Source organism: Nocardia sp. NPDC057663 (genome assembly GCF_042799895.1).
In the GTDB taxonomy this organism is placed as follows: Bacteria; Actinomycetota; Actinomycetes; order Mycobacteriales; family Mycobacteriaceae; genus Nocardia.
Map to the genome: position 1 here is coordinate 422,180 of NZ_JBHVHX010000004.1, position 19,846 is coordinate 442,025.

Sequence of the window (19,846 nt, forward strand, 5' to 3'; positions counted from 1 at the left end):
GTGGGTCGCTGTGAGTGAATATGCTACTTGCATAGAATGAGAACACCAATACCATATTTGGAGAACGAGATGCCTGACCAGGATCACCCGCTGCGCGATCGCACCGTCCTCATTTCCGGCGCCAGCCGGGGCATCGGCGCGGCGATCGCCGTGGCCGCCGCCGAGCAGGGCGCCAATGTCGTCCTGCTGGCCAAGACCGACGCACCGCATCCCCGGCTGCCCGGCACCGTGCACACCGCCGCGGCCGAGGTCGAGGCCGCCGGTGGCCGGGCCGCCGCCGTCGTCGGCGATGTCCGCCGGGAAGACGATGTCGCCCGCGCCGTGGCGACCGCGATCGAGCGGTTCGGCGGCATCGACGTGTGCGTGAACAACGCGGGCGCCATCGCCACCGAGCGCACCGAGGCGCTCACGGTCAAGCGTTTCGATCTGCTGCACGACATCAACGTGCGCGGCACGTTCCTGCTCACCAAGGCCTGCCTGCCCTACCTGCGCACGTCGCCGAACCCGCACGTGCTGAGCATCTCGCCGCCGGTCAACCTCGCCCCGCACTGGCTCGGCGCGCACCCGGCCTACACCCAGTCCAAGTACGCCATGACGCTGCTCAGCCAGGGCTGGGCGGCCGAATTCGGTGATGCCGGAATCGGATTCAACTGCCTGTGGCCGCAGACGTTCATCGCCACCTCGGCCGTCGCGGCGCTCGAGAACGGCGCCGAGCAGCTCGCGTCGGCACGCAGCCCCCGGATCATGGCCGACGCCGCCATGGCGATCACCGCCCAGCCCGCGCGCGTCGTCACCGGCCGGTGCTTCCTCGACGCGGAGGCGGTCACACAGCTCGCGGGGATCGACGACCTGTCCCGCTACGGCGGTGGCGAGCACCCGACGCGCGACCTGTTCGTCGACTGACCCCCGTGACGCGAGAAGCGGCGGCCGGGATACCCGCCGCCGCTTCTCGCTACCGTTTCAGAGCTGAGCCCAGACCGACTTCGTCTTCATGTAGGACTCGACGCCTTCGCGCCCGAATTCGTGTCCCCAGCCGGACTGCTTGTAGCCGCCGAAGGGCACCCCGTGGTCGAACACCAACTGGCAGTTCAGCGACACGGTGCCGGCCTGCAGCCGCTTGGCGAGCCGATGGGCACGGCTGAGGTTGGTGGTCCAGGCGGTAGCGGCCAGGCCGTAGGAGGTGTCGTTGGCCAGCGCGACCGCCTCGTCCTCGTCGTCGAACGGGAGCACCGTCACCACCGGGCCGAAGATCTCCTCGCGGTAGAGCCTGCTCGTCGCGGGATCGACATTGGCGAGCACGGTGGGATGGACGAAATAGCCACTGCGGTCGAGGCGGTGCCCGCCGGTGACCACCTCGACACCATCGGACTTGCCCTCGTCGATATAGCCCATGACGCGGTCCAGCTGCTTGGCGCTGATCAGCGGCCCGATCATGCTGCCCTCTTCCTTCGGGCCGCCCAGCTTGAGGTTGTTCGCGACGGTCGCGATGCCCTCCACGACGCGCTCGTACACCCCGCGCTGCACGAAGATCCGGGAACCGCAGACACAGCCCTGGCCCGAGTGCACGAAGATGCCCATCGCCGCCATCAGCACCGCCATGTCCAGGTCGGCGTCGTCGAAGATCAGCACCGGCGACTTGCCGCCGAGCTCGAGCATCACCTTCTTGAGGTTGCCCACCGAGGCCTGCACGATCTGCTTGCCGACTTCGGTGGAGCCGGTGAAGGCCACCTTCTCGACGTCGGGGTGCGCCGTGATCGCGGCGCCCGCGGTGTGCCCGTAGCCCGTCAGCAGGTTGACCACCCCCTCGGGCACCCCGGCCTCGGCGATGAGCCGATCCAGCAGCAGCGCCGAAAGCGGCGTCTCCTCGGCAGGTTTCACCACACTGCTGCAACCGGCGGCGAGTGCGGGCGCCAGCTTCGCGCAGGCGTTGAACACCGGCCCGTTCCACGGGAAGATCAGCCCGACCACGCCGTAGGGCTCTTTGAGGGTGTAGGCGTGCATGTCGGCGTAGGCGCCGGACACGCCACCGGTCATCTGCACCTCATACGCCGAGCCATTGAGTTTGGTACACCAGCCCGCGTAGTAGCGGAAGAACTCGGCACAGGTGGGAACGATCATCTGAGCCTGAGCAAGTGGCATTCCCGTATTGAGCGAGTCCAGCTCCGCGAGCTCCTGCGCGTGGGCGTCCATGAGGTCGGCGATCCGCCACATGATCTTGGCCCGCTCACGCCCTGGCAGCCCCTGCCAGACCCCGGCCTCGAACGAGGTCCTGGCGCGGGCCACAGCCTCGTCCACCGCCTCGGGCCCACAGTCGGTGAACTCGGTGATCTGCTCCTCGGTCACCGGGTCGATGATCGGGATGACCTCGCCTTTTCCGGGTCGCTCACGTATTTCGTCCAGAACCGATCGCAGCGTCATCGCGCATCCCCTTCGGCGTCACAGCCCTCGTGGCACATGTCTCGAAGACAGGCTTAGCACCGGAGCGAAACCATGGTCAAGAGTTTCGTTCTACTTTTCGGAAATCAGATTCTCGATGAGTGGGGCGGCCACTCCGCATGGCGCATACCAGGTCGCCCGTCCAGATTTGTCCGTTCGTACAGCTTCCCGATTTTCCGCCTCAGGGCCGGTGGAGTTGTAGTACGACTGCTGATAAGCGCTTCGATCTCTCGGAATGGACTGTTCGTGGATGTTGCCCAGGACGCAGGACCGATCGTCGACTGGTGGGCCTACGCGCACCGACACACGCTGCGGTATCGGCTGGCGGTGCTGGCGACCGACGCCCGCGAAGTGGTCACCCACGCCGGTGGATGGCTGTTCGACCGCTCCATGGCCGGCTGGGACGTGAACGCCGTTCTCACCGATGTCACCGACCTGCTGCCGCTGCAGATCCTCGGCGCGAGCGTGCTCGAACTCGAAGGGCCCCTTGCTGTTCCGGTGCACCACACCTGGCCCGACGCGCTGGCCGTCGCACCGGATCTGCTCCGGTCCGACAGCCGGGTGCGCGACGGCGTCCTGAACTGCCTGGAACACGATCTGATCGAAATCGTGCTGTGGGGCCCACTGCCCGCGGAGTTCGAGAGCCGCGTCGACGTGATGAGCCATCGCCTCAGCACCGCCGCGCGGGCATTCAAGCAACGCGCGCTGGCCGCGACCGACACCGAGACCGGCACCGTGCCGGTGATCGAGGGATTCCGCAGCAACGCCGCCTCGCTCGCGGCCTCGCGGGGCGCTGCGGGCATCCCCTCGGTACGCTGACCAACCCTTTCGGCGCGGGACGTTCGAGGTGGGACTCGTCGCCTACTTCCCAGCCTCGCCGGCGTTCTGCTCCAGCCACTCGGTGAGCGACCGGCCCGCGTCCAGCACATGCCGTTCGGCGATCGCCCTGGCCCGCACCGCATCACGCTCGCCGAGCGCGTCGATGAGCTGATCGTGATCGTCGAGCGAGTGCTGTTCATGCTCGGGGAACAACCGCAGGAAGTTCGACGGGACCACCCGCACAGCCTGTTTGATCTGGGTCAGCAGGCGCGGTGAGTGCGCGGCCCGGTGAACTTCCTGGTGGAACCGCCAGTTGGCTTCGCCGATGGAGTCGTCACCGGAGCGGGACGCGACGTCGGCGGCGAGTTCGCGCAGATGCGCCAGTTCGGGGGTGCTCGCGCGCTGCGCAGCCCAGGCCGCCGCCTGTCCGGTGAGGACGCCCAGGATGGTGAAGCTGTCCATGATGTCGGCCGGGCTGATCCCGATCACCGTGATCCCACTGCGCGGCGCGACGCGGACCAGACCTTCGTAGGACAGCTCCAGCAGCGCCTCACGCACCGGCGTACGGCTGGTGGCGAATTCGTCGGTGATGGCGTCCAGGTCGATCCGCGTGCCCGCGGGCAGAGCCCCGGTGAGGATGCGATCGCGCAGCTCACGAGCCGCCCGTTCACGAACGGTCCCTGCGATGTCGGTTGCCATCCGCGAAGTTTAACAGGCCAGAGGTACCAGGTTTGAAATCTGATATGTCAGATGTTACATTCCAACTATGGCGATGAGGCACGGCGACCGGATGACGTTGGTCGCGTTCATGCAGGCGGGCAACACCTCGGTCTACTCGGGTTCCTGGCGGCACCCGGCCACCGAGCACGGCTATCTGGACGCGTCGTACTACGCGAAAGTCGGGCGGCAGCTGGAAGAGGGCTGCTTCGACCTGATGTTCTTCGACGACCGGCTGGCCATGCCCGGCATCTACGGCGGCTCGGTCGAGGAGGCGGTGCGCACCGGCGCGCGCCCGGTGAAGCTCGATCTGGGCGTGGTCCTGGGCGTGCTGGCGCAGAGCACCTCCCACATCGGCTTGGGCGCAACGTATTCCACGACCTACTACGCGCCCTTCCACGTCGCGCGCACCTTCGCGACCCTCGATCACCTCTCCGCGGGCCGGGCCGCGTGGAACGTGGTGACCTCGGTCAACGACAGCGAGGCACAGAACTTCGGCATGGACGCCCACCTCGGGCACGACGAGCGCTACGACCGCGCCGACGAATTCCTCGAGGTGGTCGCCGGCCTGTGGGACACCTGGGACGACGGCGCGATCGTGCACGACCGCGCGGCCGGCTACTTCGCCGATCCCGCCAAGGTGCACGAATTGCGGCACGCCGGCCGCTTCTTCTCCGCGCGCGGACCGCTGACCGTCCCACGCACGCCCCAGGGCAGACCGGTGATCATCCAGGCCGGCTCGTCGGGCCGCGGCCGCGAATTCGCCTCACGCTGGGCCGAATTGATCTTCACCGGCGATCCCGGCCTGGAGGTGGCCCGCAATCACTACGCCGACCAGAAGGCCCGGATCGCCGACGCGGGCCGCGATCCGGCCTCGGTGCGCATCTGCCCGATGGCCTACGCGGTGGTCGGCGAATCCGAGCAGCACGCCAGGGAACGTGAGGCGATGCTGCTCGAGGACCTGGTGCATCCGATGGCGTCGCTGACGTTGCTCTCGGAGCTGATGAACTACGACTTCGCGCAACACGATCTGGACGACCCCGTCACCGACGAGCTGATCGCCTCGGTCTCGGGTATCCGGGGTCTGGTGCAGAATCTGCGCACCCACATCGGTGGCACCGTCACCGTGCGGGATCTGGCGGGCCACCGCGCCACGCTGTTGCAGGGGCCGCGGTTCGTCGGCACCGGCGAACAGGTCGCCGACCAGATGGCCGAGTGGTTCCACGGCGAGGCCTGCGACGGGTTCGTGCTGGCGGCCACGCACATGCCGGGTTCCTTCGAGGACGTCGTGCGGATGGTGGTGCCCCGGTTGCAGCAGCGCGGCCTGTTCCGCACCGCCTATGAGGGCACGACCCTGCGCGAGCATCTCGGCCTGTCCCGGCCCGCGCCCGCCCGGCCCACGAGCACCGTGGTGTGAGATGAGCCAAGCGATGCTCGACGGCGTGCGGGTGCTCGATCTCGCCACGCTCGCGGCGGCGCCACTGGCCGCCACCTACCTCGGTGAATTCGGCGCCGAGGTGATCAAAATCGAGCAGCCCACCGGCGGTGACCCGATCCGGACCTGGGGCGCGCAGCGCAACGATGTCGGCCTGATGTGGAAGTCGGTGTCGCGCAACAAACGTTCGATCACCTTGGACCTGCGTGTCGCCGAAGGTCAGGAACTGCTGCGCAAGCTGGTCGCGACCGCCGATGTCGTGGTCACCAACACCCGGCCGCAGACCCTGCGCAAGTGGGGCCTGGACTACGCGAGTCTGCGCGCGGTCAACGAGCGCATGGTGATGCTGCATATCACCGGCTTCGGGTTGACCGGCCCCAAGAGCGAGCGCCCCGGCTTCGGCACCCTGGGCGAGGCGATGAGCGGTTTCGCGCACATCACCGGCGAGGCGCAGGGCCCACCGACGCTGCCGCCGTTCATGCTGGCCGACGGCGTCGCCTCGCTCAACGCCGCCTACGCCGTTCTGATGGCGCTCTACCACCGCGATGTGCACGGCGGTCCCGGCCAGTTGATCGATATCAACCTGGTCGACCCGCTCACCCGGCTACTGGAACAGACGCTGCTCAGCTACGACCAGCTCGGCACCGTGGCCCAGCGCGCGGGCAACCGGTGGGACATCTCGGCCCCGCGCAACACCTATCGCACCGCCGACGGCAAGTGGCTGGCGATGTCGGGCAGTTCACCCGCACTGGCACTGCGGGTATTCCACGCGATCGGCCGCGCTGACCTGGTCGACGACGTGGACTTCGCCGATCCGCAGCGCCGCCTCGCCCGAGCCCGCGAGGTCGACGACATCGTCGCGGACTGGGTGTCGCGGCAGACCCTCGCGGACGCGATGACGATCTTCGACGCCGAACAGGTGGCCGCGGCGCCCGTCTACGACGTCACCGATCTCCTGCGCGACGAGCAGCTGCGCCACCGTGCGGTCTTCGTCCCCGTCGCCGACGACGAGCTCGGCACGATGACCGTGCAGGCGCCGGTGCCGCGCTTCTCCGAGGCCGTGGGCCGCGTCGCCCACCTCGGCCCACGCCTGGGCGAGCACAACGCCGAGGTCTACGGCGGGCTGCTCGGTCTCAGCGACCACGACATCGATGACCTGCACAGCCGCGGCGTGCTGTGAGTTTCCCACCACGACAAAGGATTCCACGATGACCCTGCTGATACGGCGCTCCGAGCTCGCGCTGCCTGCCTGCAACGACCACATGTTCGCCAAGGCCCTGGCCAGCGGCGCGGATCTGGTGTTCCTCGATCTCGAGGACGCCACCCCGGAAGCACTCAAGGAGCAGGCGCGGGAGAAGGCGATCACGGCGCTGACCGAGCTCGATTGGGGCCGTACGGTTCCCGCGATCCGGATCAACGCCCTCGACACCCGCTGGTGCCATGACGACATCATCGAAGTGGTCAGCCGCGCCGGCGCCCACCTGCACACGATCGTGGTGCCCAAGGCGCGCACCGCCCGCGACGTGTGGTGGGTCGATGTGCTGCTGACCCAACTGGAAGACAAGCTCGGCCTGGATCACCGGATCCGCCTCGAAGTGCTGATCGAAGAAGTCGAAGGACTCGCCAACGCCGAGGCGATCGCCGTCGCCAGTCCCCGGGTGGACACACTGATCTTCGGCGTCGGCGACTTCTCGCTCTCCCAGGGCGCCCGGGTGGACACCAATTTCGAACCGCTCGGCGACTACCCCGGCGATTTCTGGCACTACGCCCGCAACAAGGTGCTGGTCGCGGCCCGCATCGCGGGCATCGACGCCATCGACGCACCGTTCCCCGACTACGGCAACCTCGCCGGCTACGAGCGCGACGCGCATCGTGCCTCGCTGCTCGGCTACACCGGCAAGTGGGCGATCCACCCGAACCAGGTGCCGATCGCCAATGCCGTCTACTCCCCCACCCCGGCGGAAATCGCGCTGGCGGAACGCAATATCGCCGCCTATCGCGCGGCCGAGGCGGCGGGCCGTGGCGCTGTCGGCGTCGACGGCGTGCTCGTCGACGCCGCGCACATCAAGATGGCCAGGGCGACACTCGCCCGCGCCGCCGCGATCGACCCCCACCAGCGCGCCGACGGCGCGATCCCGGTTCGGAGCTGATCCACCACGGCGACTTCGGCATTCGCCGTAGCCACGGGGGCGGCCGGGGGTGTCGGCTTGGGGCCGCCACCCCCGTCACACGGAACCGGGATGGCGGCCCGGCCTCACAGATCCGATGTCATCGGGTTGCCGTCCGGAATGGCACCGCAACTCGACCCGGCGGGCACGCCCGCGAAGCGCGCATCGATCCACGAAACAGCACCCGCACTCCACATCGCCAAGGTCGGGATGTGGCTGAGTTCGTCGTATTGCCGGTATTCGACGAAGGCGTTCCCGTCCGCGCAATAGTGCCGGGCGAGGCCGCGGACGTCCCCGGCGACCATGACACCGTCACCGGCGCCGACCGTCGGCTTGCTGCCGTCGGTCCCCTCCAGGCCTCCGTTGGCACCCTGAGCGATGTGGAGCGGGATGGTCGGCGTCGGCGCGTACCCCAGGTTGACCTTGTCCACTGCTTCGACCAGGGGCGCAACGGAATTCGGATCGGCATACTCGGGCTTGACCAGTTGCTGCCAGGTCAGGCCGGGGTACTGGAACAACACGTTGGCGATCGACGCGGACCGGAGCGCGGCGGTGACCCGTGTGCCGTAGGCGCTCAGATACGGCGAGAAGTCGATGTCGTACGACCGGGCCACACCGATGATCGCCATGGCAGCGACCCCGGACCAACCGACGCTGCCGCTGACATAGCGGAGATTGTGCGCGGGATTCACCAGCAGGCCGCCCTGGGTCGCGCCGACGAGCTTCGCGTTCACCTCGGGCGCGTAGTCCGGCGCGAGCGCGGCTGCCCAGCCGGTCGCGATCGCGCCGCCGGAGTAGCCGACCAGCCCGATTCGCGTCTGCGTCGTGAGCCCGGTGGCCGCCGAGCGGACCGCCGCCCGGATCGAGTCGAGGGTGTTCATGCCGTACTCGGGCCCCGCCGCGAAGTTCGCCTGTTGCCCTTCGGTATCGGCGATGATCACCGTGTAGCCGCGGGCGAGGATGTCGGCGATCACCGCGGCCTCCGAGGTGAGCACCATGCCACCGAAGCTGACGTCACCGGCGATCGAGCGCGACGGACCGTGTTCCGGGTCGAGCGAGTCGTAGAAGGACTGGTAGGCCACCGCCCGCGCCGGATCCACACCACCGGGCGGGAGCAGGATGGAGGTGACGTTGGCACTGGGCTGATACCGGGCATCCGTCGTCCGGTACAGCAACTGCACCGCGGTGATCGGCGTAGGGATGCCGACCAGGTGGTACGTCGTGGTCCGCGTATCGAGGACAGTTCCGGGTTCGACATCGGCCAGCGACATCTCGCCGCGGTAGCTGTAGAACGAGTCCGACACCGAGTGTGCCGGTGGCGCGAACACTGTTGCCGATGCGAACGCCACCGAGAGCGCAGCAATCGCCGACATCATCGGGGCGACTGTACGTGCTTTCTTCAAGAATTTCCCCTGCAATCCGATACCTGACACCGGATGAATCCGGCAGTCATTCCAACCGGGCCGAGCGCGGGATCGACACAATGCCTCGAATTGTCCCCGCCGACGCACCAGCGAGTCCGCCGATACGAATCCCCGACCACAACCGGACATGAATATCCGGTTGCCGAGACACATTGTGAATGGGATCACCCAGAACCGTCAAGTGTGCCGGGCGTCACTCACACAGTGCGCGCAGCAACAGTCCCCAGCATTTGCCCGCCACCGATACCCGTTCCTGTTCCGGCGTCTTGTTCAGCAGCGCGCCCAGCATTCCCACAGCCAGGAAGATCTCCTCTGCCGTGACACCCCGGCGGACGCTGCCTCGCCGGCTGTCGTCGGCGAGTTTGTCGTCGAGCAGGGCGTACAGGCGGCTGATGATGTCCGCCAGCCGAGGGTCGCTGCTGTCGGCGAGCCGGAACAGGTCGAACAGGACCGCTACCTCGACGATCTGGTCGAAGATCTCCGCGAGCAGCTCGTCGAGCGTCGAGTCGGTCTTCGCGACCATCGCCTCCAGCTCTCCGAGGTTCTCGTCGAAGACCGCGAGGATGATCGCCTCACGACTCGGAAAATGCCGGTAGAGGCTGCCCTGCCCGACTCCCGCCGTGCGCGCGATCAGGTTCAGCGGCGCGTCCAGGCCGTGTTCGGCAAACGTGGCCTTCGCCGCGGCAAGGAGGGCGACGCGATTCTCGGCGGCGGCGGCAGGTCCCCTGTTGACACGGCGTGACGAGCTCATCCGGACAACGCTACCCATAGGCCGATCCGATCCGGTCACAAACCGCGACGAACCCGCGGGCAACCCGCGTTCACAGCACGCACGCATGCTGGCGGAACGAATCGATCGGCTCTTCCCCACCCGGCTATATCGAATAGCGCGCCGACCATTTCCCCCGTTCGGACATTATCGACGACCGAGTACCGAATTCACTGTTTCCCGGATTTCAGCAAGTCGCGTCGGACGCCGGGCAGCTTTCCGGTACCACGCCGTCCGGAGACATACGCCGCCCGACGTCGACCGCTTCGAATGTAGCAGCGACACGCAGCCGCACCAACCATGCGTCGTGAAATTGTCTACTCCTCCAAATATGGACGCACAACTGATGCATCCACACAATGCCGGCCCCACCGGTACACCGAACATCCGAAACATCCGGACAAGGGAGTCCGGTTGGGCTAGGGTGCAGTGATGCCGGCATCCGCTACTCCCGACAGCACATCCACGCCCACCGGGCAGGCACCCCGGTTCGACCACACCGCGGCGCAGTGAGGACAGCACACCCCAGTGCGGAGGAATCGATACCCGCTGCCGTGGACAAGGCATCGGCCCTCGAATGGCTGACCGCGTTCGCACTGCGGATGCGGTCCGAGTCTGCGAGCGAGCTGGTCCTGTCCGCTGTCGACTCCGCGATCCAGGAGACGTTTCCGCAGTTCCTCGCAGACGCCGAACTCCATCGGGAGGTCCGCGCGGCCACCAGGGCGCACTGGCTGAGTTTCCTCGCCGTGGTCGGGCGCACGCGGTTCGAGCCACGCCCGCCCACCGAGGCCGTCGACGGTGCGCGGACAGTGGCGCGCCGAGGCTACGGCGTGGACATGCTGCTCAAGACGTACCGGGCCGCACAGCGAGGGTTGTGGCGGTACATCACCCAGGTGCTGAATCAGCAGATTCCCGATGCCGAGCTGCGCGGGGTCGTCCTGATCACCTTCTGGGAACGCAGCACGCTATGGCTCGACAACTGTCTCGACGACATCGTCGCCGCGTACATGAACGAGCGCGAACACCACACCCACGACTCCGATGCCCACCGCACGGCGACCGTGCAGGCCATCCTGCACGGCGAGCCCGCGCCGACCGCCGATTCGCCCGACGACCTCGGACACCCGATGGACGAATTCCAGACAGCTCTGGTTCTCTGGACCGACCGCGAGGTGCCCGCCCGGCAGGCAACCCAGTTGCTTCGCGAACACGCGACGCACATCGCCAACTCGCTCGGAGCGCCACCTCCGCTGCTGGTCAGCAGCGGCGCCCACGGCATGTGGGCCTGGGTGGGAACGCCGCATCGCCCGGAAACCGCCGACCTGCCTGCACCACCGACCACCCACACCCATGTCGCGGTCGGCATCCCCTGTCCGGGCGTGGACGGCTTCCGGCGCAGCCATCTGGAAGCACGCGCCGCACAGCGGATCGCGACCAGCGCCTGCCACGCCGCCACGGTCACCGCCTACCAGGACGTCGACCTGGTCTGCCTGCTCACCGGCGACGGGAATATCGACTCCGTGCGCGCGCTCGTCGAGCGCGAGCTCGGCCGGCTCGCCGACCGGAGCGAGCCGGTCGCCCGGCTTCGCGATACCGTGCGCGAATTCCTTTACGCCAGAGGCAGCATCAACGCGACCGCGAACCTGTTGGGCGTGCACCCGAACACCATCCGCTACCGACTCCAGCAGGCCGAGCGCCGCATGGGTCATCCGATCGAGCGCCGACGCGTCCACATCGAGCTGGCCCTGCGCTGCCTCGAGATCTACGGCGACGAGCTCCTTCCTGCGCCGTAGTCCGGCGGCCGGAAGCCGAGCTCGTCGACCGGGAACCGTCTGTCGGCCGCGAGATCCGGCCGGCGGACCTTCACGCCGGCGACGCGACGCCCAGCGCGGCAGCGCGGCGATCCGTCCGACACGTCCGCAGTGGGCTGCGACACACACGCACGCGTCGGGCATGAACGGGTCCGACCTAGACTACTGCCGATGAGCTGGTGGGATTTCCGGATTTCTCACACTCGGCGCGAGCGACAGTGGGCAACGCGGTCGAGAATCAAGGGCGGGGCGATGAAGGACGGCAACACGCTGCGCGCCTGGTGGCGGGACCCGGTCGACTACCGATGGCTGGTAGGCACCCTGGCGGCTCGATCAGCGCTGGCACCGCTCAAGATACTGATCGGCAGCGCGGGCGCGGTGATCGCGGTGATGGGCGCGGTGATCGCGGGAACCCCGGTGGGGCCGCCCGGCGATCCCGGCATCGCTTCGATGATCGGAGTGCTGTCCGGAATGCTGTGGGCAGCGCGCTGGTGGCTGCTGCCGTGGCCGACCAAGACCGAGTCGCTGTTGCTGATCGCCTGTGCCGACGTGCTGTTCACGGTCGAATTCCTCCAGCTGCAGGATCGGCTGTTCGGGGCGATGGGCACGGTACTTCTCCTGGTCACCGGCAGCTATCTGAGCTTCTTCCACAACGCGCGGGCGCTGGCCGTGCATTCGGCCTGGTCGGTGCTGTCGGTGCTGGTGTTGTCGGTGCGCATCGCCACCGGCGGCGGCGATGTCCACCTGGCACTCGCGGTCGCGCTACTGCTCGCGTCGGTGGCCGGCGCGATGCCCGCGTACCAGCTCCTCTATTGGCTGCTGCGCACCGAGTCGCTGTCGGACCCGCTGACCGAGCTGCTCAACCGCCGGGGCCTCGAGAACCGACTGCCGCAGCTGATGGACCGCAGTCCCACGATCTGTGTCATCTGCTTCGATCTCGACCGGTTCAAAAGCGTCAACGACACCTGGGGTCACAGCATCGGCGATACCGTCCTGGTCCGGACCGCGCGCCGGTTGCGCGATGCCGCCGGGGAGACGGCCGTGGTGGCGCGCACCGGCGGGGAGGAATTCGTGGTGGCCGCCCCGATCGCCGCAGCCGGCGCGCAGAGCGAGGCCGAACGCTTGTGCCAGGTCGTCGCCGAACCGCCGGAGACCGCCGTGGTTGTCACCGCCAGCGTCGGCGTGGCCGTCTTCGACGCGATGATCTGTCCGCAGTGTCCACGCCCGACTCCGGACCGGCTGCTGCAATCCGCCGACGCGGCGATGTACCGGGCCAAAAAATCCGGCGGGAACCTGGTGGTGGTCGACGATCTCTCGCCGCCGCCGAATCATCACCACCCGACCCCGGACGACAGCCGGTAGCGACCGATCATGGCGCCATCGCCGTGACGAATCCGGCCATCGCAGCAACGACATCGTCGGGAGCGTTGAATCGCTCCTTGCCGGCTGGGCTGGGGCGCCGAGTCTGTTCGGTCAGATGTCGTCGAAGGTGACCTCGTCTCGACGGAAACTCTGGTCGCTGATCGGACCGATGAGAACGACGAAGTCCGGCAGTGCATCCGGTGCCGCTGTGCCGTCAGACAGCAACATGCCGGGCTCCTGCTCCCAGTTCAGCATGTGCACTGTCGCGGAGTACTCACCCGTCGGCAGGGTGAACGCCTGCGGTGGCTCCTCGTCCTCGTACTGACCGATGTACTCCACGCCTGTCACATGCACGGTCCCGTTCGACCGGAACAAGTACGGATCCGACTCCAACTCCCGGTACGCAGCTTCCCGCTCGTCCAGCACCGGCGCGGCCTCCGCCGAGAAACGCACACGCACGCCGTAACGGCCGTCGGACAGGATGTTCAGCGGAACAAGATGCCCGTCGGCCACGTGACCCGTCTCATCCACATCGATCAGTTCCTCCTCCCAGATCCCCTGATCGGTCACGTGGACGAAGGAAGCGGCATCCCACAGCGCAACCCACCCACTGCCGGTGTCGGCGACGACGCTGAACTCGATGACGGAAGTTGTTGTCATGCCGCTACTTCAGCAGATGCCACCGACATGGGTGTGTCGCGATCACACGTCCGGCGCCGCTCCGCCCGCCACCACACCGCTCGTAATCACCGATCGCGGTATCCAATTCGTCGCTACTGCGGTCATCGGCGCCATGGACTACCTACCTATCGATGGGGTGTAGTCCATTCTTATCGCCCCGGTCGAGCGCCCCCGGGAATTGGCCGATGACCCACTCGACGCGCGGATCCAGCGACTCGATGTGCCGGTACTGGCAATCCACGGACGCCGGGACCAGATGTACACCTGCGCTCCGTCGATCGCGCGGTACTCTGCCGCGGGTGCGCGCACCGCGATCATCGAGGACGCCGGACATTCCCCGCATGTCGAGTCACCGCAGGCCGTCGCTGTCGTGCTCCGGCAATTTCTGCGCTGACGACGTGAATAGCGCACCATATCGATCTCAGCTTCCGAGAGCTTGCGGCGCTAGGGAATCGGTTCCCAGCCGCTCCACGGCCGCGCGCCGAATCGGCCGCGCAGGCAATCGACGCGGTGCTGGGCTTGGGCAGCATGCGCGGGTTTCGACCCGGCGGCTTGGGCGGCCATACATGTCATCCGCAATTCGCGGATGTCACGCAACACCAGGAACCCGGACCACGTCGTCACGTCGTAACCATATGCACGCCAATAGCTCTCATATCGCTGCATCGAGATCCAGCCGAATGAGCTGTGCTTTATCGCCGTGGAGGTCAGATCCCATTCGGGTGGTCCGACTGACGCACGCTCCAGGTCGAGGAACGTCGTCACCCCGGCGTCGGTAGTGACGACGTTGCCTTCCCATGCGTCACCGTGGATCGGTCCCCAAGATCGGCCCGGCACCAGCTCTGCCCAGGCCGCGCGTAGGTCGGACAGCCGACCACGCAGCCACTGTCGGTCCTGCGGCAGGACGGTTGACGCGGCGTCGATGCGCTCCTCGAGTCGCACAAACGGCTGCACTTCATAGAGGAAATCCGGCGCCGACAGGCTGTGCAGGGCGCGCAAAGCCTCGGCGATTTCCTGTTCCGTGCCCGGCCGGTGAGCGGGCAGCTCACGCCAGAACGTGACCGGACGCCCGTCGACGACGACGAAATCGGCGCGGGTACCTCCAGGCTCGACGGCTCCGACGTCGTTGACCTGGAGCCACCGGGCGATCTCGAGTTCCCGGCGCGCGGCGTCGATTTGTCCGGCTCGGGCGACGCGCACCACGAGCTGCTGGTCAGGCAGCCGGAAGATCCCGTTCTCGGCAACCTTGATCGGAATCAGATGCGGTTTCGTGATTCCTACTGTGACACAGGCATTCCTGGCGGCCTGCTCGATGTCGAAATCCCTCACGCCGGTGCTGCCGCGACGTCGACCCCAGCCCGGCGAGCGTAGCGATGCAATTCGCCGACGTCCTCGGCTGCACGACGTGAGCGCAGGGCGTTCGATCTCACTCCGGAGCAGGAAGCGCACATCCTTGACATTCTGCTCGACCCACCAGAAAGGGCTTAATGCTTGTTCGCTATGAGTCGCCGGACGTAGACTACGGCGGACGATCAGGCCCCAGTCGGTGGAGGACGGCGATGACGAATCCAGATGTGGTTGTCGCGATGATCATTCGGATCGAGCCCCCGGTGGATCGGATCTCTCCCAAAGAACCGACGCCCACGATCGATGTGGAGTTGACGGAGGGACGCCGCGTTCACCTCGATCCGCACGATCCGCGATCGGGCGGATACGCCCGTGTACTCGACGGGCTGCGGACTCAGCGGATGTTCGCGTATCTCGAGATCGACCCGGCAACATCGGCGATCACGCGGCTACTCATCCCGCAGGTCACCCGAATCGACAGCCTCCGGCCCCTCACCGCCGACGTTTTCCGCGTCGAACTGCAGCGCTCCCACGCGCAGCACGTATTGCAGCGGAACGCATCCGGATTCACCGACATGATCGACCTGCTCCGCGACGCGGCGAACAGCGGCACCCCCGTGATCGTCACCGAGAACGACGCGCACGAGATCATCGATGTTCGCGCCTACATCCCAGACCCGAATGCGCCTCCGCCACCTCCCTTTCCCAAACCGGTGATACCGCAGCCCGATCTGGTCGCCCTGATCCTCGAGCGGCTGCGACGACTACGGCTGATTCAACTGCTGTTGTGGTTCAGCGCGCTGTCGCGAAGCCGGGCACAGCAGATTTTCGACGAGGTCGCGGCGACAAGCTGCGATCCAGCCACCATCGCAGCGCCGTGCATCCCGTTCATGTATCCCGACGACGGCTGCTGGGCCCGCGCCCACGAAATGTGCAGGCTGATGATCGGCGCCGGGCTACACCCCCGCAAAGTATGGATCCAAGGCCAGTTGTCGGTCGATACGAGAAACAGCCCCGACTGTTTCGTCGGCTGGGCGTGGCACGTCGCCCCGACACTGCGCGTGCGGGGGACGAGTTTCCCCCAGGTACACATCATGGTGATAGATCCCGCGATCTTCACGGAACCAGTGACCGAAGCGACATGGAAAGGCGTGCAGAACGATCCGAACGCTACCCTGACCGCCACCGACGCATCGGACTTCTACGGGGGAAGCACCGATCCGAGCTACACGCAGACGAACACGGACCTCGCTCGCTTCCGATTGGCACTACAGCTGCGCACCACCGAATTCGGCCCACCGCCTTACGCGCACTGCCCGTGACCACTCGAGGTAACCGCCATAGGCCGGCAGATCTCATACGAGCCGCCGATCGGGCGGCAGGCGCGCCACGTCATCCCGCTTCGTCGGATCCGTAGACCAGGATGAGCTGGGGGTGGGTCACCGTTCCATCGCACGAGAGATCGGCACCGCGACGTCCGGGTCTGCAAGATAATCTTCGATGGCATGGGGGCCAGTCGGATTGAATGTCCGCTCGTCGGCAAGTTGTCCGGCGAACGACTCGTCGAATGCTCCCGCCAGCGGGTGGACGAGGGCGACGATGTCCAGCACGTCGTAGGCGTTCAACCACGCAGCTGAGCGCGTCGGGACGTTCGCCGGGACGGCGGGTCGCCGCCCGGCGACCTTGCCCAGGAGGTTCTTCTGCACAATCGGGAACCCCAGCGGGCTGCCGGCGGTCACCAGCTGCCTGACCTTGTATGTCGCCGGGAGCCGAGTGAGCAGATCGTAGGCGACGATGCTGCCCAGACTGTGCCCGACGATCACGACATCACCACCGGATCCCACTGTCGCCCGCAGGTCCCGCTCGACGAGGGCGAGGACTCGCTCTCGCATCTCCGTCATTTCCAGGTAGTAGGCGACGTCGTCGAGGAAGCGTTCGATGATCAGAGCGGGCGCCCCCGTCTTGCGGCTCAGGAATTGCAGAGCGCCACGCACCACCGGCAGCTTGAGCGCATCTCCGAACCCGATCTCCTGCGCCACGTCATGTTCGGTGAGCCCGACCCCGGGATCGGTATAGCCGAGTTCTTTGACCGGGTCATAGCTGATCGCAGCCGCGGCATCCAGAAGCAGAGCCACCTTCGTCTGCACCAGCTTCGCTTCGTCGGCATCGGGAACGGTGTCGAGCATCTCGAGCTCCGGCCGCCGACCACCGCCGGCCTCGAAATCCTTGATGGCATCAGCGAAGACGTTGCCGTAGAACGGAAACACCACGTGTGATTCGTCGACAGGACCGCGTCCAGCGGCGATCAAACCCTTGGCCAGTCCCCCGACCCATTTCCGCTTCATACTCAGGACGTAGGCCGCGAGCCGGTCAGGATCGCGGGCGATCTGGTCGTCGCTCTCCTGGCTGCGACCATGGATGAACAGCAGCGTTGTCGACATGGACCTGCCCCTAGTCTTCTTGCAGAACTTTGGTGAGTAATGCGGCCTGGTCCGTCGGCAAGTTCAGCGTCTCGAGGCGAGCGACGATGCTCGATACACGTATGCCCGCGTTGGCGATCCAGTTGCGCAGGTGATCGGGTGTCCGTGATGTGACGAGATTGCCGTTGATGTCGATCTGCCTGCCCTGGGAATCCTGAGCCTGTTCGGCTCGATAGTGCAGCCCGACCAGCTCCCACTCATCGTTGAACACCGGCGAGCCCGACGACCCGGGCATGGTGTCGGTCTGATAGATCAGCCGCGTCGGATCGACCTTCAGCAACAGGTTCTGCCGGAACGCCAGCTTGCGCGGATTCCCGCCCGGATGTTGCACGATGTTGAGAGGTTTGCCGAGCAGGACCTTCCCTATGACCGGATTCAATCGGATACGGCCGAATCTCGTCGCCGCCGCCTTCCCGTTGGGCAGTGCGGAGACTGCCACCAGCGCGAAGTCGAGTTCCCGGTCGCCCGTGACGAAGAACCGGTCCGGATCCAACGTCAAGCTGACCGAGGAACGGATCTGGCCGGCTTCGTTCTCCTCGAATCGGAAGACCGCGCGGACCCGAGGATCTTGCGCCGATTCCAACGTCGGGAACACGTGCCAGTTGGTGAGTAGCAGCTCGTCCGACACCAGGAAGCCGGTCGCCGGCCCGCGGGGCGTCTTGATCAGCGCGACCGAATCCGCGGCCGCGGCTGCCCGCTTGAGCCACAATCCGGGCACCATGTCGTCATCGCCCATCATCTGCTCTAACCGACCGTCGATCATCTCGTCATCGGCGTTGTCCGGGATGACGATGCCACGAAGATTCGCCGCTGCCACCTTGCGGCCGACCGGTTCGATCCGCCAGGCCTGGCCGGGGTCGGCCAACACCGACGCGATGTGTTCGACATTGCCGCGTGTCACGATCGACCCGCCGTCTGTCGGTACCAGTGGGTCGACCCGCTCGATCGAGCTGATGTCGCCAGAAGCGCGACGTCCATCGTCCATATCGCACCACCCCGTACCTCGTTCGGCCACGGAATCCACAACCATATTGCACTCCCGTCCCGCAGAACCGCGGTTCTGCGGGACAGCTACGCAATCGTGACGGCCCGACCCGGCATCATGAACGAGTGGAGTCGACACCGCCGACCAGCTTCGCCTGCAGGCTGTGGTGCCGTCAGGGTTGTCACTGCTCGGGCTCGTCCGCCACCTGACCGATGTCGAACTAGGTCTCTGGCCCTGGGCCGCAGGGTGTTTGAACATCCCACAATGCCGAGTTGAGTGCTTCCAGCCACGGAACCACCACCGGAAAACCTGTTGGCGGACCACGGCAGCCGCTGCTACCTTTCCGGAGGCCGTGCAAGAGACCGAGGAGGTGGTACCCGTGAACGCAGTATCGACATGGGTGCTCCCCTCTGATGGGGTCACGGTCGGGCGATAGGTCGTCCGGGAGCGCCGTTTCACAGCACTCCCGAAAGGCACTACCGTGCAATTCATTTCCGAACAGCGCCTCGACGACGACAGCGTCCTCGAGCGCTCATTCACCCTCGGCGAGATCCCCGGCATCCTGTGGACACCCGCATCCACATCCACACCGGTGCCGCTGATCCTGCTCGGCCACTCCCCCATCGGACTGCAGAAGATGTACCCGCGATTGCTGGACAGGGCCCGATACGCCGTGGCGGAGGGCTACGCTGCAGCCTCCATCGAACTCCCCGGCAGCGGTGAGCGGCCCCGTTCCGCTGCCGTCGATCAAGCCCGCGCCGACCTGCACCGGGCGCTTGCCGCCGGCGAGCCGGTCACCGACGACATCGTCGACCGGCTCATCCTCCCTCTGCTCGACCCAGCGGTCTCGGAATGGCAGACAGCTCTGGACGCCCTGCTCGCGCTGCCCGAGATCGGGGGCCCGGTTGGGTATTCGGGAGGGGTGATCTCCATCGGCACACGACTAGCGGTGGTCGAGCCGCGCATCGCGGCCGCCGTTCTGTTCGCGGGAAGTTACGTGCCACGCACCATCATCGAGGAGGCCCGGCAGGTCACCATTCCCCTGCACGTCCTGCTGCAGTGGGACGACGAAGGAAACGACCGGCACATGGCCCTGGACCTGTTCGACGCCTTCGGCTCCCAGGACAAGACGCTCAACGCCAACATGGGCGGACACACCGGCGTCCCGCAGCACGCGGGAGAGGAGGCGAACCGGTTCTTCGCCCGGCACCTGAAGTGAGACCGGCCCGTCAGGCCAGCGGCAGACAATAGCGCCGTCGGCCAGGACGCCGCTCATCGAGGACAGGTCTCGGCCCTCCTCGATGAGCGGTGGCCGCAGTCAACGCACTGTCATGCCGCATGGCGCGCGGCATCGTTCGCGGACACTGCTGCCGATGCCCGAGCTGCGGCACGTGCACACCCGATGCCGTGAA

Annotated in this window: 19 protein-coding genes; 11 read left to right on the forward strand and 8 right to left on the reverse strand. The window is 66.7% G+C overall.

The annotated features are described in order from the left end of the window. Positions 1-69: 69 nt before the first annotated feature. Positions 70-903: an SDR family oxidoreductase gene (locus tag ACFVAV_RS13230; RefSeq protein WP_379034417.1), complete on the forward strand. Its 834-nt coding sequence runs from the start codon at positions 70-72 to the stop codon at positions 901-903. Between the two features lie 57 nt (positions 904-960). Here ACFVAV_RS13230 and ACFVAV_RS13235 read toward each other — a convergent pair whose 3' ends face one another. Next, a complete protein-coding gene (locus ACFVAV_RS13235) occupies positions 961-2,418 on the reverse strand; it encodes an aldehyde dehydrogenase family protein (protein ID WP_379034419.1) in 1,458 nt (485 codons plus the stop codon). Between the two features lie 327 nt (positions 2,419-2,745). Between ACFVAV_RS13235 and ACFVAV_RS13240 the strand changes: the two genes are divergently transcribed. Further along, on the forward strand, positions 2,746-3,255 hold the full coding sequence (locus ACFVAV_RS13240; RefSeq protein ID WP_379034571.1) for a hypothetical protein: 510 nt from the start codon (positions 2,746-2,748) through the stop codon (positions 3,253-3,255). Positions 3,256-3,297: 42 nt separating this feature from the next. Here the strand turns inward: ACFVAV_RS13240 and ACFVAV_RS13245 are convergent, their stop codons facing one another. After that, on the reverse strand, positions 3,298-3,954 hold the full coding sequence (locus ACFVAV_RS13245; RefSeq protein WP_379034421.1) for a GntR family transcriptional regulator: 657 nt from the start codon (positions 3,952-3,954) through the stop codon (positions 3,298-3,300). 67 nt (positions 3,955-4,021) lie between these two features. Here ACFVAV_RS13245 and ACFVAV_RS13250 point away from each other — a divergent pair, with 67 nt between their 5' ends. From ACFVAV_RS13250 to ACFVAV_RS13260, 3 genes are read left to right on the forward strand one after another with little or no spacing between them, the layout of a single operon-like run. Further along, a complete protein-coding gene (locus ACFVAV_RS13250) occupies positions 4,022-5,389 on the forward strand; it encodes an LLM class flavin-dependent oxidoreductase (RefSeq protein ID WP_379034423.1) in 1,368 nt (455 codons plus the stop codon). A gap of 13 nt (positions 5,390-5,402) precedes the next feature. After that, complete coding sequence (locus tag ACFVAV_RS13255; RefSeq protein WP_379034573.1) at positions 5,403-6,587, forward strand: CaiB/BaiF CoA transferase family protein; 1,185 nt, start codon at positions 5,403-5,405, stop codon at positions 6,585-6,587. 28 nt (positions 6,588-6,615) lie between these two features. After that, entirely contained in the window at positions 6,616-7,557 is a 942-nt protein-coding gene (locus ACFVAV_RS13260) for an HpcH/HpaI aldolase/citrate lyase family protein (RefSeq protein WP_379034425.1), read from the forward strand. 104 nt (positions 7,558-7,661) lie between these two features. Here ACFVAV_RS13260 and ACFVAV_RS13265 read toward each other — a convergent pair whose 3' ends face one another. After that, a complete protein-coding gene (locus ACFVAV_RS13265) occupies positions 7,662-8,951 on the reverse strand; it encodes a lipase family protein (RefSeq protein ID WP_379034427.1) in 1,290 nt (429 codons plus the stop codon). A 241-nt stretch (positions 8,952-9,192) separates the two neighbouring features. Continuing rightward, positions 9,193-9,750: a TetR/AcrR family transcriptional regulator gene (locus ACFVAV_RS13270; RefSeq protein ID WP_379034429.1), complete on the reverse strand. Its 558-nt coding sequence runs from the start codon at positions 9,748-9,750 to the stop codon at positions 9,193-9,195. A gap of 572 nt (positions 9,751-10,322) precedes the next feature. Between ACFVAV_RS13270 and ACFVAV_RS13275 the strand changes: the two genes are divergently transcribed. Both ACFVAV_RS13275 and ACFVAV_RS13280 read left to right on the forward strand, forming a co-directional pair. Continuing rightward, the gene (locus ACFVAV_RS13275) at positions 10,323-11,561 is read left to right on the forward strand and encodes a PucR family transcriptional regulator (RefSeq protein WP_379034431.1); all 1,239 of its coding nucleotides are present in this window, start codon (positions 10,323-10,325) and stop codon (positions 11,559-11,561) included. Positions 11,562-11,831: 270 nt separating this feature from the next. Next, entirely contained in the window at positions 11,832-12,941 is a 1,110-nt protein-coding gene (locus ACFVAV_RS13280) for a GGDEF domain-containing protein (RefSeq protein ID WP_379034433.1), read from the forward strand. A 111-nt stretch (positions 12,942-13,052) separates the two neighbouring features. Here ACFVAV_RS13280 and ACFVAV_RS13285 read toward each other — a convergent pair whose 3' ends face one another. Then, positions 13,053-13,601: a hypothetical protein gene (locus tag ACFVAV_RS13285; RefSeq protein ID WP_379034435.1), complete on the reverse strand. Its 549-nt coding sequence runs from the start codon at positions 13,599-13,601 to the stop codon at positions 13,053-13,055. Between the two features lie 199 nt (positions 13,602-13,800). Between ACFVAV_RS13285 and ACFVAV_RS13290 the strand changes: the two genes are divergently transcribed. After that, the gene (locus tag ACFVAV_RS13290) at positions 13,801-14,016 is read left to right on the forward strand and encodes an alpha/beta fold hydrolase (protein ID WP_379034437.1); all 216 of its coding nucleotides are present in this window, start codon (positions 13,801-13,803) and stop codon (positions 14,014-14,016) included. 50 nt (positions 14,017-14,066) lie between these two features. Here ACFVAV_RS13290 and ACFVAV_RS13295 read toward each other — a convergent pair whose 3' ends face one another. Beyond that, positions 14,067-15,071, reverse strand: a complete 1,005-nt coding sequence (locus tag ACFVAV_RS13295; RefSeq protein WP_379034439.1) for a phosphotransferase enzyme family protein — start codon at positions 15,069-15,071, stop codon at positions 14,067-14,069. A gap of 473 nt (positions 15,072-15,544) precedes the next feature. Between ACFVAV_RS13295 and ACFVAV_RS13300 the strand changes: the two genes are divergently transcribed. After that, entirely contained in the window at positions 15,545-16,291 is a 747-nt protein-coding gene (locus ACFVAV_RS13300) for a protein-glutamine glutaminase family protein (RefSeq protein ID WP_379034441.1), read from the forward strand. A 117-nt stretch (positions 16,292-16,408) separates the two neighbouring features. Here ACFVAV_RS13300 and ACFVAV_RS13305 read toward each other — a convergent pair whose 3' ends face one another. After that, entirely contained in the window at positions 16,409-17,410 is a 1,002-nt protein-coding gene (locus tag ACFVAV_RS13305; protein WP_379034443.1) for an alpha/beta fold hydrolase, read from the reverse strand. A 10-nt stretch (positions 17,411-17,420) separates the two neighbouring features. Then, entirely contained in the window at positions 17,421-18,692 is a 1,272-nt protein-coding gene (locus ACFVAV_RS13310) for a trypsin-like serine peptidase (RefSeq protein ID WP_379034445.1), read from the reverse strand. Between ACFVAV_RS13310 and ACFVAV_RS13315 the strand changes: the two genes are divergently transcribed. Then, entirely contained in the window at positions 18,601-18,870 is a 270-nt protein-coding gene (locus tag ACFVAV_RS13315) for a hypothetical protein (RefSeq protein ID WP_379034447.1), read from the forward strand. The two genes, ACFVAV_RS13310 and ACFVAV_RS13315, sit on opposite strands and share 92 nt — an antisense overlap. Before the next feature lie 45 nt (positions 18,871-18,915). After that, positions 18,916-19,653 carry a dienelactone hydrolase family protein gene (locus tag ACFVAV_RS13320; protein ID WP_379034449.1) on the forward strand — a complete coding sequence of 246 codons (738 nt, stop codon included), beginning with the start codon at positions 18,916-18,918 and terminating at the stop codon, positions 19,651-19,653. The last annotated feature ends 193 nt before the right edge of the window (positions 19,654-19,846 follow it).

Coding starts and splice junctions, on each gene's coding strand:
- ACFVAV_RS13230 (WP_379034417.1), top strand. CDS start 70: ATGCCTGACCAGGATCACCCGCTGCGCGATCGCACCGTCCTCATTTCC.
- ACFVAV_RS13235 (WP_379034419.1), bottom strand. CDS start 2,418: ATGACGCTGCGATCGGTTCTGGACGAAATACGTGAGCGACCCGGAAAA.
- ACFVAV_RS13245 (WP_379034421.1), bottom strand. CDS start 3,954: ATGGCAACCGACATCGCAGGGACCGTTCGTGAACGGGCGGCTCGTGAG.
- ACFVAV_RS13250 (WP_379034423.1), top strand. CDS start 4,022: ATGGCGATGAGGCACGGCGACCGGATGACGTTGGTCGCGTTCATGCAG.
- ACFVAV_RS13255 (WP_379034573.1), top strand. CDS start 5,403: ATGCTCGACGGCGTGCGGGTGCTCGATCTCGCCACGCTCGCGGCGGCG.
- ACFVAV_RS13260 (WP_379034425.1), top strand. CDS start 6,616: ATGACCCTGCTGATACGGCGCTCCGAGCTCGCGCTGCCTGCCTGCAAC.
- ACFVAV_RS13265 (WP_379034427.1), bottom strand. CDS start 8,951: ATGATGTCGGCGATTGCTGCGCTCTCGGTGGCGTTCGCATCGGCAACA.
- ACFVAV_RS13270 (WP_379034429.1), bottom strand. CDS start 9,750: ATGAGCTCGTCACGCCGTGTCAACAGGGGACCTGCCGCCGCCGCCGAG.
- ACFVAV_RS13280 (WP_379034433.1), top strand. CDS start 11,832: ATGAAGGACGGCAACACGCTGCGCGCCTGGTGGCGGGACCCGGTCGAC.
- ACFVAV_RS13285 (WP_379034435.1), bottom strand. CDS start 13,601: ATGACAACAACTTCCGTCATCGAGTTCAGCGTCGTCGCCGACACCGGC.
- ACFVAV_RS13300 (WP_379034441.1), top strand. CDS start 15,545: ATGATCGACCTGCTCCGCGACGCGGCGAACAGCGGCACCCCCGTGATC.
- ACFVAV_RS13305 (WP_379034443.1), bottom strand. CDS start 17,410: ATGTCGACAACGCTGCTGTTCATCCATGGTCGCAGCCAGGAGAGCGAC.
- ACFVAV_RS13310 (WP_379034445.1), bottom strand. CDS start 18,692: ATGTTCAAACACCCTGCGGCCCAGGGCCAGAGACCTAGTTCGACATCG.